The organism is Klenkia terrae (assembly GCF_037083865.1).
GTDB lineage: Bacteria > Actinomycetota > Actinomycetes > Mycobacteriales > Geodermatophilaceae > Klenkia > Klenkia terrae.
Genome location: NZ_JBAPLV010000038.1, coordinates 1 through 12,714, shown reverse-complemented (window position 1 = coordinate 12,714; position 12,714 = coordinate 1). Strand labels below are relative to the sequence as shown.

Below are 12,714 nucleotides of genomic sequence, written 5' to 3'. Positions count from 1 at the left end.
GGGCCGGAGGGGCTTCGTGGCCGACGACCGAGGTCGCCGGGGCGGTGCGGGACGGGAGCCGGCCGTGCCCGGGGTGACCCGGGTGGTACCGGAGCGTCGTGGCCGTCCGTGGTCCCCGCCGGGGCGGGCCGTGCGGCTCGGGTGACGACGTCTCCGTCGGTCCTGCGGCACCCACGCTAGGCAGGGCGTTCGCCGTGCGCAAGATCCTGGGCCGAGGAAGTCACATCCGTGTAGTTACGCCACTGTGGTCCCACCCGCGCCCGGGGTCGTCCCCGTCGGCCGGGTGGAATTGTCGGTACCCCGTCCTACATTCGATGGGTGACCGCCACGACCGACCTCCGACCCACCCGCGGCACCTTCGAGGTGATCAGCGAGTACCAGCCCGCCGGCGACCAGCCGACGGCGATCGCGGAGCTGTCGGCGGCGGTGAAGGCGGGCCAGAAGGACACCGTGCTGCTGGGCGCCACCGGCACCGGCAAGTCGGCCACGACCGCCTGGCTGATCGAGCAGGTGCAGCGCCCGACGCTGGTCATGGCGCCGAACAAGACCCTGGCCGCCCAGCTGGCCAACGAGTTCAAGGAACTGCTGCCCAACAACGCGGTCGAGTACTTCGTCTCCTACTACGACTACTACCAGCCCGAGGCCTACGTCCCGCAGACGGACACCTACATCGAGAAGGACTCCTCGATCAACGAGGAGGTCGAGCGGCTGCGGCACTCCACCACCCAGAGCCTGCTCACCCGGCGCGACGTGGTCGTGGTGTCCACGGTGTCCTGCATCTACGGCCTGGGCACCCCGCAGGAGTACGTGGACCGGGCGCTGAAGATCTCCCTGGGCCAGGAGCGCGACCGGGACGAGCTGCTGCGCACGCTGGTCACCGAGCAGTACACCCGCAACGACCTGGCCTTCACCCGCGGCACCTTCCGGGTGCGCGGCGACACCATCGAGATCTTCCCGGTCTACGAGGAGCTCGCCGTCCGGATCGAGATGTTCGGCGACGAGGTGGAGCGGCTGTACTACCTGCACCCGCTCACCGGCGAGGTGGTCCGCGAGGTCGAAGAGCTCTTCGTCTTCCCGGCGACGCACTACGTGGCCGGCCCCGAGCGCATGGAGCGGGCGATCGGCGGCATCGAGGCCGAACTGGAGGCCCGGCTGGCGGAGCTGGACAAGCAGGGCAAGCTGCTGGAGGCCCAGCGGCTGCGCATGCGGACCACCTACGATATCGAGATGATGCGCCAGGTCGGGTTCTGCTCGGGCATCGAGAACTACTCGCGGCACATCGACGGCCGGGCGGCCGGCTCGGCCGGTGCCTGCCTCATCGACTACTTCCCCGACGACTTCCTGCTGGTCATCGACGAGTCGCACGTGACGGTGCCGCAGATCGGCGGCATGTACGAGGGCGACATGAGCCGCAAGCGCACCCTGGTCGACCACGGGTTCCGGCTGCCCTCGGCGATGGACAACCGCCCGCTGAAGTGGGAGGAGTTCACCGACCGGATCGGCCAGGCCGTCTACCTGTCGGCCACCCCCGGCAAGTACGAGCTGGGCCGCACCCAGGGCGAGTTCGTGGAGCAGGTCATCCGGCCCACCGGTCTGGTCGACCCGGAGATCGTGGTCAAGCCAACCAAGGGCCAGATCGACGACCTGGTGCACGAGATCCGCACCCGCACCGAGAAGGACGAGCGGGTCCTGGTCACCACGCTGACCAAGAAGATGAGCGAGGACCTCACCGACTACCTGCTCGAACTGGGCATCAAGGTGCGGTACCTGCACTCCGAGGTCGACACCCTGCGCCGGGTGGAGCTGCTGCGCGAGCTGCGGCAGGGCGAGTACGACGTGCTGGTCGGGATCAACCTGCTGCGCGAAGGCCTGGACCTGCCCGAGGTGTCGCTGGTGGCGATCCTCGACGCGGACAAGGAGGGCTTCCTCCGGTCGGGCACCTCGCTGATCCAGACCATCGGCCGCGCCGCGCGCAACGTGTCCGGCCAGGTGCACATGTACGCCGACAAGATCACCCCGTCGATGGCGCAGGCGATCGACGAGACCGGTCGGCGGCGGGAGAAGCAGATCGCCTACAACAAGGAGAAGGGCGTCGACCCGCAGCCGCTGCGCAAGAAGATCGTCGACATCCTCGACGGCATCTACAAGGCCAGCGAGGACGCCGAGCGGGCGACCGAGGAGTTCGGCGGGTCGGGCCGGCAGCAGTCCCGCGGCAAGGCCCCGGTGCCCGGGCTGTCGTCGAAGGCCAAGGGCAAGAAGGCCGGTGCGATCGACGTCGAGGGTCTGCCGCGGGCTGCGCTGGCCGACATGATCACCGAGATGAACGACCAGATGCTGGCCGCTGCCCGGGAGCTGCAGTTCGAGGTGGCTGCCCGGCTGCGCGACGAGCTCAACGAGCTCAAGCGCGAGCTGCGCCAGTTCGACCAGGCGCACGCCTGACCCAGCGCCGCCGGGGTCAGCTGACCTCGGCGCCGTGGCCCGCGCCGCACCCGCGTCGTCGCGGGCGCGCGGTGGTGGTCCGGCACGGTGGGGGATGGTCCGCGGCCGGCTGCGGACCATCCCCCCGTCCCGCGGTGGTCCGCCGGTGGGACGCCCGGTCCTTGGGGTGAGCCGCGGTCTGGTGGGGGACGCCGCGGTCGACGGCGGCTGACCCCACCGGGACGCGGTTCATCCCTGGGGGCCACCAGCGGGTCGCCCGCCGCCGGGACCGTCGGCGACCGGGCCGGCACCGCTCGCGGGTCCCGCACCTGTCGCCGGCCCGCCGCCTGTTGCCGGTCCGCCCACTGCCGCCGGTCCACCGGCCGGGCCGTCCACGGCGGCGGCTGAGGCGGCCGGGACGTCGGCAGCCGAGCCCGCCGGGTCGCTCGCCGAGGTGTCCGCCGACGAGCCGCCGTCGGACGAGGTGCCGGTCGAGCCGGGTCCGTCCCCGGCGGCCGGGTCCGTGGCGGACGACATCGCCCCGTCGTCGGCGGTGGCCGCCGACGGCCCGCTGATCGCCGACCCGACGGCGACGCCGCCCATGGCTACGGCCCCGACGACCGCGAGCGCGGCGGCCCCGACGAGGAACCAACCCCGCCGGCGCCCACCGGAGCTGCGTCCCGCGGGTGCGTCGTCGTCGGGAGGTGCCGTGCTCGGACCGGCCTCCTCGGTCGGCACTGCGTCGCGCACGCCCAGCGCCCACGGCCCGACCACGTGGGTGGGTCGGCGACCGCCCGGCAGGTCGACCGGGACGGCGGGGAACTCGGCCGTGTCGCCGTCCCGCCAGCTCATCGCGGTCCTCCCGGGATCGAGAGGTCCAGCCCGGCGGTGTGCCCGCCGACGACCTGCCACGCCTGGTCGGCCGCGCCGGAGGCCAGGGCGCCGAGCTGGGAGCTCCGCGCGGTCGCCAGCCACTGGCCACCGGCGCCCGGGTCCAGGGTGAGCACCGACAGCACCAGGCCCAGCACCACGAACGTCAGCAGCAGACCGCCGACGGCGCCGGCGGCCCGGTCCAGCACCGACAGGTGCAGCCGGGCGACCACGGCGGCGACCAGCCCACCTGCCGCCCGACCCAGCCCGGACCCCAGTGCGGCAGCGACCAGGATCCCGACCAGGGTGACCACCCAGCGGGTCGTGCCCTGCAGCGAGCCGGTCAGCAGCGGGACGACGGCCGCACCGACCGCCAGCCCGACCACGAGCCCGACGACCGAGCCGGCGAGCCGGAGCCCGCCCCGCCGCCAACCGGCGACGGCGCCGCCGGCCAGCAGCAGGACGAGGGCCAGGTCGACCCAGAGCGCGGTGGTCACCGCGGCCCGTCGGCGGTGTCGTCGGCGACCACGGAGCGGCCGTCGTCGGCCACGGTGCCGTGCAGGTGCACGTCGTCGCCGACCGCCGGGAGCGCGGACAGCGAGGCGGCGTCCACGTCGACCCGCAGGCCGGGGGTGGTGACGACGGTCAGGTCGGTGCCGTCGACGGAGACCACGGTGCCGTCGACGGTGGCGACCACCTCGCGCACCTCCAGCGCGGCGCCGTCGGACACCCGGACCTCGACCCGGTCTCCGACGGCGAGGTCGTCAACGGAGCCGGCCGCTGGTGCGGCGGGGGCGTCGCCCTCGGCCGGGGCGGCCGGCGTCTCGCCGTCCGCCGGGGGAGCCGGGAGCTCGCCGCCGGCCGGCGCCTCGGGGGCGCTGCCGTCGGCGGGGGCAGCCGGGGCCGGGCCGCCCGCGGGACCACCGGCACCGGGGCCGCCACCCGGACCACCGGCCGGACCGCCGCCGAAGCGGGTGTCGTCGGACAGGGTCAGCTCGTGCTCGGTCCCGGTGTCGTCGGTGACGGTGAGCGCGGAGTCCGACACCGCGGTGACGGTGCCGACGACCCGGTCCCCGGCAGCCGGTGCCGAGGGAGCGGACGGGGCGTCCGGCGCGGTGGTGGTGGAGTCGGAGCCGTCGGCCAGGGCGATGCCGCCGCCGAGCAGGACGGCGCCGGTCGCGGCACCACCGACGACGACGGCGGTCCAGCGGCGGGAGCGGGTGGTGCGGGCGGAGCGGGTCACGGGGTCCTCCTGGATCAGGGGCCGTCCCGGGCGGGACGGCGTGTCCCCACCGTGGGCGCCGACCCTGAACCCACCCTGAAGCCGGGCGCTCCCGGCGACTTCTTCAGCGCAGCTTCAGGTCGGGGCGTGCACCATCGCTCCCGTGCAGAGCGAGACGAGGCCCCGGGTGCTGGTGGTGGAGGACGAGGCGGCGATCCGCGCCGGCGTCGTCACCGCGCTGGCCGACGAGGGCTGCCTGGTCGAGGGCCGCGCCGACGGCAGCACGCTGGCCGCGGACCTGGAGGGCTTCCGGCCCGACCTGGTCGTGCTCGACGTCATGCTCCCCGGGCGGGACGGCCTGGAGCTGGCCGCCGACGTCCGCCGGGCGGGGGACGCGGGCATCGTCGTCCTCACCGCCCGCGACGCGGTGCCCGACCGGCTGGCCGGCTTCGCCGCCGGCGCCGACGACTACCTGGTGAAGCCGTTCGCGATGGCCGAGCTGGTCGCCCGGGTCCGGGCGGTGCTCAACCGCCGGGGCCGCTGGCCGGGCGCGGTGGAGGTCGGTGACCTGCTGGTGGACGAGCCGGCCGGGACGGCGACCCGGGCCGGTGCCCGGCTGGACCTCACGGCCACCGAGCTGCGGCTGCTGGACTACCTGGTCGGCAACCGCGGCCGCACGGTCTCCAAGACCCAGATCCTCACCCAGGTCTGGGGCTACGGGGACTACGACCCCAACCTGGTCGAGGTCCACGTCAGCGCCCTGCGCCGCAAGCTCGAGGTGCACGGCGACCGGCTTGTGCACACCGTGCGCGGGCTGGGCTACACGGTGCGGGCGTGAGCGAGCCCGGTCTGGCGACCGCGTCGCTGCGCCGCCGGCTGGGCCTGCGGGTCCTCGCCCTGCTCGCCGTCCTGCTGGTCCTGCTCGGGTTCACCGTCGACCTGGTGCTCGGGGCGAACCTGCGCAGCGACCTGCGCCAGCGGCTGGTCGACCGCGCCGAGATCGCCCAGACGCTGGTCGACCAGGGCCGCTCCGACGAGGAGGTGGTCAGCGCGGTCACCGGGGACACCGTGCAGGCCCGCCTGGAGACCGCGGACGGCGACGAGGTCGGCCAGATCGCCGACCCGCCGGCGGCCCCGGCACCCGGCCAGGGCCCGCGCCCCGGACCCGGCGTGCCCGCGCCGACGCCGGGCGCCGTGCTCGACACCGGCGACGCCTACGTGCTGCGCGCCGAGCTGTCCGACGGGTCGCAGCTGACCCTGGTCGCCGACCAGGGCCCGATCACCGACGCCGTCACCCAGCTGCGCTGGATCCTCCTGCTCGGCTCGGCGGTCACGCTGCTGCTGGCCGCCGCGCTCGTCAACGTCGCCGTCGGGTCCGGTCTGCGGCCGCTGGGCCGGATGACCGCCCTGGCGCGGTCGATCACCTCCGGGGACCGCGGCCGGCGGCTGCGCCCCGACCGGCCGCACACCGAGCTGGGCAGCACCGCCGCCGCGTTCGACGACATGCTCGACGAGCTGGAGGGCGCCGAGCGGACCGCCCGGAGAGCCGAGGCCGGCATGCGGGACCTGCTGGGGGACGCCGCGCACGAGCTGCGCACCCCGCTGGCCGCCGTCCAGGCGTCGGTGGAGACCGTGCTGCGCAGCGACCCGCCGCGGGACCGGCGGGAGGAGCTGCTGGCCGGCGCGGTCCGCGAGCTGCAGCGGTCGGCCCGCCTGGTGGGCGACCTGCTCGACGTGGCCCGGCTGGACAGCGGGGACGCCCCCGCGCTGCACCGGCGGACGAGCGACCTGCTGGACCTGGCCCGGCGCAGCGCCGACCGGGTGGGCGGCCCGGTCGCGGTGACCGGGGACCCGGTCCCGGCCGACGTCGACCCCGACCGGGTCGGCCAGGTGCTGGACAACCTGCTGCGCAACGCGGTCCGCGCGGCCGGTCCGGCCGGCGCCGTCCGGGTCCAGGTCGGGCGGGTGGGGGAGGAGGCGCAGGTGGACGTGACCGACGACGGTCCCGGCGTCCCGGCCGACCAGCGGGAGCGGGTGTTCGACCGGTTGGTGCGGCTGGACGCGGCCCGCGGCCGGGACGGCGGCGCCGGGCTGGGGCTGCCGATCGCGCGGGCCCTGGCCCGGGCGCACGGGGGTGAGGTCAGCTGCGAACCCGCGGCCCGGGGCGCGCACTTCCGGGTGCGGCTGCCGGTGACACCGCTCACGGGCTGAACCGGGAACCCGGGGCGGGTGCTGCTCGTTCACCCCATCGAGTCCCCGTGACCACTGGTTGCCGTTTGCAATCGCACCGTGTGGCGCACGACGGACTCGCGTGGAGGGGAGTATCCCCCGCGGCAGCTGTCGTCAACACGGGATCGCCATCGGTCCCCGGCGCTGCCGGCTGACCCCCCGGGGTCAGCGGGAGAGACCTCCGGTGCCCGTCAGCAGAACACCGGAGGAACCACCCTTGGACGTCCCCATCTGGGTATGGGCCGTGACCGTCGCCGCGATCCTCGCCATGATCGTGTTCGACTTCGTCGGCCACGTGCGCACGCCGCACGCCCCCTCGCTGAAGGAGTCGGCCACCTGGTCGGCTGTCTACGTCGGCATCGCCATCCTGTTCGGCCTCGGCGTGCTCGTCTTCGCCGGCGGCACTTTCGGCGGTGAGTACTTCGCCGGCTACGTGACCGAGAAGGCGCTGTCCGTCGACAACCTGTTCGTCTTCGTGCTGATCATGGCCAGCTTCGGCGTGCCGCGTGAGCTGCAGCAGAAGGTGCTGCTGTTCGGCATCGCCTTCGCGCTGGTCCTGCGCACCATCTTCATCTTCATCGGCGCCGCGGCCATCGAGAACTACAGCTGGGTCTTCTACCTCTTCGGCGCGATCCTGATCTACACCGCCGTCGTCCAGGCCCGCAGCGGCGGCCACGACGACGAGGAGGAGTTCAAGGAGAACGGGATCCTCAAGCTCGTCCGCAAGGTCCTGCCGACCACGGACGAGTACCACTCGGACAAGATGACGACGAAGATCGACGGCAAGCGCTTCATCACCCCGCTGATGATCGCGCTGATCGCCATCGGCACCGCCGACATCATCTTCGCCGTCGACTCGATCCCGGCCATCTTCGGCCTGACCCAGGAGACCTACCTGGTCTTCGCTGCCAACGCGTTCTCGCTGCTGGGCCTGCGCCAGCTCTTCTTCCTCATCGACGGCCTGCTGGACCGCCTGGTCTACCTGGCCTACGGCCTGGCCGTGATCCTGGGCTTCATCGGCATCAAGCTGGTCATCCACGCGCTGCAGACCAACGAGCTGCCGTTCGTCAACGGCGGCGAGCACGTCACCGTGGTCCCGGAGATCCCGACATGGCTGTCCCTGCTGGTCATCCTGCTCACGCTGATCGTCACCACGGTGCTCAGCCTGCGGAAGAACAAGAAGGACGCCGAGGCTGGGCACGCCAGCCCGACCGGAGTGGAGGACAAGGGTGCCGGCCGCGACGGTCTGCACGCCGAGGGCCCGGGCAACCGCGACGGCAGCCCGGCCGGCGCCCGGGGCGACGCGCCGGCCAGCGGTCGCACCGCGAGCGTGACCGAGCGCGACGCCTGAACCACCCGCACCACCGCACCACCGCACCGCGAGCCCCGCCGGACCTGGTCCGGCGGGGCTCGCTGCGTCCCCGGGCGTGGCCGAGGACACCCCCGTCGGCGCAGGGCGGACGCACAGGTCCGCCCGTAGTGTGGGCCGACGTGGAGCTCCCGGTCTGGTTCGAAGTCGGCACGTTCATCGCACTCACGGTCCTGCTGCTCGCCGACCTCGCGCTCGTCGCCCGACGCCCGCACGAGCCCTCGGTGCGCGAGGCCAGCATCTGGGTGACCTTCTACATCGCGCTGGCCCTGGTCTTCGGCCTGGTGCTGCTGGCGGTCACCAACGGTGACTTCGCCACGCAGTTCTACGCGGGCTGGCTCACCGAGTACTCGCTGTCGGTGGACAACCTCTTCGTCTTCGTGATCATCATGGCCCGCTTCAAGGTGCCCAGGAAGCTGCAGCAAGAGGTCCTGATGGTCGGGATCATCATCGCGCTGGTCCTGCGCGGCATCTTCATCCTGCTCGGCGCCGCGGTGATCGAGCGCTTCACCTGGGTCTTCTACATCTTCGGCGCGTTCCTGGTCTACACCGCCGTCAACCTGGTCCGGAACCACGGCGAGGACGAGGACTACGAGGAGAACGCCCTCATCCGGCGGCTGAAGAAGGTCCTGCCGATGACGGCGGACTTCCACGGCAACAGGATCCGCGTCGAGAAGGGCGGCAAGAAGCTCTGGACGCCGATGATCGTGGTCTTCCTCGCCCTGGGCACCACCGACCTGCTCTTCGCGCTGGACTCGATCCCGGCCATCTTCGGGCTCACCCGCGAGGCGTTCATCGTCTTCACCGCGAACGTCTTCGCCCTGATGGGCCTGCGCCAGCTGTACTTCCTGCTCGGCGGGCTGCTCAAGCGGCTGGTCTACCTGTCCTACGGCCTGGCGGTCATCCTGGCCTTCATCGGGGTCAAGCTCGTGCTCGAGGCGGTCCACGAGAACTCGCTGCCGTTCATCAACGGCGGCGAGCCGATCGAGGCCGTCCCCGAGATCCCGATCTGGTTGTCGCTGGCGGTCATCCTCGGCGTGCTGGTCATCGCCACGGTGGCCTCGCTGCTCAAGACCCGGGGCCAGCTCGCCCCGGCCGAGGGCACCGGACTCGACCCGGAGGGCCAGCCCACCGGCGAGCCCGGTGAGCACAGCGCGTCCCTCGAGGCCGAGAACCGCGCCGCCCGGGCCCGCGCGGAGGACTGAGCCTCAGGCGGCCGGGTCGGCGACCCGGCCGCCGGCGACGACCTGCTCGCCGTCGACCCACACCTCGCGCACGCGGCCGGCCAGCCCCGACAGGTCGGCCGCGTCGCCGTCCAGCACCACGACGTCGGCCCGCTTGCCCGGCTGCAGCGAGCCCAGCTCGTCGTCGACCCGCAGCAGCCGGGCCGCGGACAGCGTCGTGGCGTGCCAGACGTCCTCGACCGACATGCCGCGGTCGGCCATCAGCTGCAGCTCGCCCAGGTTCTCCCCGTGCGGCCCGACGCCGGAGTCGGTGCCCATGGCGATCCGCACCCCGGCCTGGTGCGCCCGGGACACCGACTCGTCGTGCTGGGCCTGCACGGCGATCGCCTTGTCCACGACGGCCCGGGGGAGGGACGCCCCGGCGGCGACCGCGGCCAGCACCGCCCGCGGCGCGGACAGCGTCGGGACCAGCCAGGTGCCGTGCTCGAGCATCAGCTCGATCGCCTCGTCGTCGAGGAAGATGCCGTGCTCGATGGACCGGATGCCGGCCCGCACGGCGTTCTTGATGCCCTCGGCGCCCTGGGCGTGCGCCATCACGGTCAGCCCCGCGGCCGTGGCCTCCTCGACCAGCACCGCGAGCTCGGCGGGCCGGAAGTGCGGGTGCCGCGGGTCGTCCCGCGGGGACAGCACGCCGCCGCTGGTGGCCACCTTGAGCACGTCGGCCCCGGCCCGCACCAGCGTCCGGACGACGCGGCGCACCTCGTCGGGGCCGTCGCAGATCCCGCTGGGCCGGCCCGGCGTCGGCGGCAGCAGGGGTGTCTCGGCGCCGCAGACGTGCCAGTCGTCGGCGTGCCCACCGGTCTGGCTGATCATCGCCAACGAGATCTGCATGCGCGGACCGCGGACCAGCCCCGACCGCACCGACTCGGCCACGCCCAGGTCGGCCCCCGCGGCGTCGCGGACCGACGTGATGCCCAGCGCCAGCGTCCGGCGCAGGTTGGGGACGGCCTCGAAGTAGACCTGGCTGTAGGGCGTCTGCAGCTGCCGCAGGGTGTCCACGCCGCTCATCAGCACGTGCACGTGGCAGTCGAAGAGACCCGGCAGCACCGTCGTCCCGGTGCAGTCGACGACCTCGTCGCCGTCCAGGCCGGTGCCGACGTCCACCACGCGGCCGTCGGCCACCAGGACGTCGGCCGGCGCGGCGGGCGCCCCCGTCCCGTCGACGACGGACCCTCCGGCGAACAGCACACGCGTCATGCGCGGGACGTTAGCGGTGCTCAGCACATCCGGCTGCGCCCGCTCGACTAGCGTCAGCGCCCATGCGGCCTGACGACCTCGCGTCCCTGCGCACCCCCGGCGCCGCCACGGTGTCCCCGGACGGGTCGACCGCCGTGGTCGCGGTGACCCGGCTGGACCTGGTGGCCGACGAGTACCGCAGCCAGCTCTGGGCGGTGCCCACCGACGCGTCGGCGCCGGCCCGCCCGCTCACCCACGGCCACCGGGACTCTGCGCCGGTGTTCTCCCCGGACGGTCGGTGGCTGGCCTTCCTGGGCGCGGAGAGCGGCGGCAAGCCGCAGCTGCACCTGCTGCCCACCGCCGGCGGCGAGGCCCGCCGGCTCACCGACCACCCGCTGGGCGCCGGGTCACCGGTCTGGTCGCCGGACTCGCGGCGGATCGCCTACACCGCCCGGGTGCCCGAGGAGGGCCGCTACGGCACGGCCGAGGGGGTCGGCCCCGACGCCGAGGAACCCCGGCTGATCACCACCCTGCAGTACCGGTCCGACGACCTGGGCTTCACCGTTGACCGGCGGCGGCACGTCTTCGTGCTGGACCTACCCACCGACGCCGCGGACGACGCAGCGCCGCTGGCCGACCCGGTGCAGGTGACGTCCGGGGACCACGACGACAGCGACGTGGCGTGGCACCCGGCCGGCACCGAGCTGGTCTTCGTCTCCGCCCGGCACCCCCGCGCCGACCGCGACCTGGTCACCGACCTCTACGCCTGCCGGCCCGACGGGTCACACCTGCGCCGGGTCACCGAGTCCCGCTCGTCCTGCTCGGCCCCCACCTACGACCCCGACGACCTGGAGGGCCGCACCCTCTACCTGGCCGCCCAGCCCGACCTCGGGCCCGACGGCCTGGACTTCGTCGGCCGGAACACCACGCTGTGCCGGGTCGAGGCAGCCGGCGGCCACCCGCAGCCGCTGCTGGACGCCGAGCGCAACGACCTGGGCCACGACTTCGGCCGGGTCGTGGTGGCCGACGGCAACGCGTTCGTGGCCGTGCAGCGGCAGGGCGCCGTCGAGCTGGTCCGGGTGCCGCTGGCCGGCGGCGAGCCGGAGGCCCTGGTCGACGGCCCGTACACCGTCCGCGGGATCGGGGTGGGCGGCGGCGTCGTCGTCGGCACGGTGGCCCACGACCGGTCCGCCGGCGAGCTGGTCGCCATCACCCCGGGGCGCCGCCGGCTGCTGACCGGCTTCGGCGCCCCGCTGCAGGCCACCGGCCGGCTGCACCGGATGCGGGAGAAGACCGCGACCGCGCCGGACGGCTACCCGGTGCACGGCTGGATCACCGTCCCCGACGGCCCCGGCCCGCACCCGGTCCTGCTCACCGTGCACGGCGGGCCGTTCAGCCAGTACGGCTGGTCGCTGCTGGACGAGACCCAGGCCTACGTGTCGGCCGGCTACGCCGTCCTGCAGTGCAACCCGCGGGGGTCCTCCGGCTACGGCCAGGAGCACGGCCGCGTGGTCAAGGAGCGGTTCGGCGAGCTGGACGCCGACGACGTCCTCGCGTTCCTCGACGAGGCCCTGCAGGAGCCGGAGCTCGACGACTCCCGGGTCGGCGTCATGGGCGGCTCCTACGGCGGCTACATGACCACCCTGCTGGTCGGCCGCACCCAGCGGTTCGCCGCCGCGATCAGCGAGCGGGCGTTCAACGACCCGGTCAGCTTCGTGGGGTCCTCGGACATCGGGTTCTTCTTCGCCGACCAGTACCTCGGCACCGACCCCGAGCGGATCGCGGCCCAGTCGGCGATGGCCGGCGCGCACCAGATCACCACCCCGACCCTGGTGATCCACTCCGAGGAGGACTGGCGCTGCCCCCTGGAGCAGGGCACCCGGCTGTTCGTCGAGCTCAAGCGGCGCGGCGTGCACACCGAGCTGCTGCTGTTCCCCGGCGAGGGCCACGAGCTGTCCCGGTCGGGGCGGCCGCGCCACCGGCGGGCCCGGTTGGCGCACGTGCTGCGCTGGTGGGGGCGCTGGCTGCCGACCCCGCAGAACTCGTCGGCCGCCGCGCTCCCGGTGGGGTCGGAGCCGGCGCCGGACGCCGTCGAGGAGCAGGAGCCGCGGGCGGTCGCGCAGGCCTGAGGCCGGCCGCGTCAGGACGGTGCCCCCGCTGGGCGCCGGCTGTGCCCCGTCGGTCCC

General features: G+C 73.9%; 10 protein-coding genes. 6 read left to right on the top strand and 4 right to left on the bottom strand.

Annotated features, from left to right (window positions below):
• The first annotated feature begins 318 nt into the window (after positions 1–318).
• Positions 319–2,439: an excinuclease ABC subunit UvrB gene (uvrB, locus tag UXQ13_RS21905; RefSeq protein ID WP_225235380.1), complete on the top strand. Its 2,121-nt coding sequence runs from the start codon at positions 319–321 to the stop codon at positions 2,437–2,439.
• Between the two features lie 228 nt (positions 2,440–2,667).
• On the opposite strand, the gene UXQ13_RS21900 is transcribed toward uvrB, so the two are convergent.
• Genes UXQ13_RS21900 through UXQ13_RS21890 form a run of 3 tightly spaced genes read right to left on the bottom strand, consistent with a single transcriptional unit; the run spans position 2,668 to position 4,531 of the window.
• A complete protein-coding gene (locus tag UXQ13_RS21900; RefSeq protein ID WP_336392979.1) occupies positions 2,668–3,270 on the bottom strand; it encodes a hypothetical protein in 603 nt (200 codons plus the stop codon).
• Positions 3,267–3,785: a CvpA family protein gene (locus UXQ13_RS21895; RefSeq protein WP_336392978.1), complete on the bottom strand. Its 519-nt coding sequence runs from the start codon at positions 3,783–3,785 to the stop codon at positions 3,267–3,269. Before UXQ13_RS21895 ends, UXQ13_RS21900 begins: the two co-directional genes overlap by 4 nt.
• Positions 3,782–4,531 carry a hypothetical protein gene (locus UXQ13_RS21890; protein ID WP_336392977.1) on the bottom strand — a complete coding sequence of 250 codons (750 nt, stop codon included), beginning with the start codon at positions 4,529–4,531 and terminating at the stop codon, positions 3,782–3,784. Before UXQ13_RS21890 ends, UXQ13_RS21895 begins: the two co-directional genes overlap by 4 nt.
• 142 nt (positions 4,532–4,673) lie before the next feature.
• On the opposite strand from UXQ13_RS21890, the gene UXQ13_RS21885 reads away from it, so the two are divergent.
• The 4 genes from UXQ13_RS21885 (at position 4,674) to UXQ13_RS21870 (ending at position 9,313) form a co-directional block, all read left to right on the top strand.
• Positions 4,674–5,348 carry a response regulator transcription factor gene (locus UXQ13_RS21885; RefSeq protein ID WP_336392976.1) on the top strand — a complete coding sequence of 225 codons (675 nt, stop codon included), beginning with the start codon at positions 4,674–4,676 and terminating at the stop codon, positions 5,346–5,348.
• Entirely contained in the window at positions 5,345–6,721 is a 1,377-nt protein-coding gene (locus tag UXQ13_RS21880) for a HAMP domain-containing sensor histidine kinase (protein WP_336392975.1), read from the top strand. The genes UXQ13_RS21885 and UXQ13_RS21880 overlap by 4 nt, the downstream gene beginning before the upstream one ends.
• Positions 6,722–6,956: 235 nt before the next feature.
• Positions 6,957–8,090 carry a TerC family protein gene (locus tag UXQ13_RS21875; RefSeq protein ID WP_225235385.1) on the top strand — a complete coding sequence of 378 codons (1,134 nt, stop codon included), beginning with the start codon at positions 6,957–6,959 and terminating at the stop codon, positions 8,088–8,090.
• Positions 8,091–8,230: 140 nt separating this feature from the next.
• A complete protein-coding gene (locus tag UXQ13_RS21870; protein WP_336392974.1) occupies positions 8,231–9,313 on the top strand; it encodes a TerC family protein in 1,083 nt (360 codons plus the stop codon).
• 3 nt (positions 9,314–9,316) lie between these two features.
• Here UXQ13_RS21870 and UXQ13_RS21865 read toward each other — a convergent pair whose 3' ends face one another.
• On the bottom strand, positions 9,317–10,549 hold the full coding sequence (locus UXQ13_RS21865) for a metal-dependent hydrolase family protein (RefSeq protein ID WP_225235387.1): 1,233 nt from the start codon (positions 10,547–10,549) through the stop codon (positions 9,317–9,319).
• 62 nt (positions 10,550–10,611) lie between these two features.
• On the opposite strand from UXQ13_RS21865, the gene UXQ13_RS21860 reads away from it, so the two are divergent.
• Entirely contained in the window at positions 10,612–12,657 is a 2,046-nt protein-coding gene (locus UXQ13_RS21860) for a S9 family peptidase (RefSeq protein ID WP_336392973.1), read from the top strand.
• The last annotated feature ends 57 nt before the right edge of the window (positions 12,658–12,714 follow it).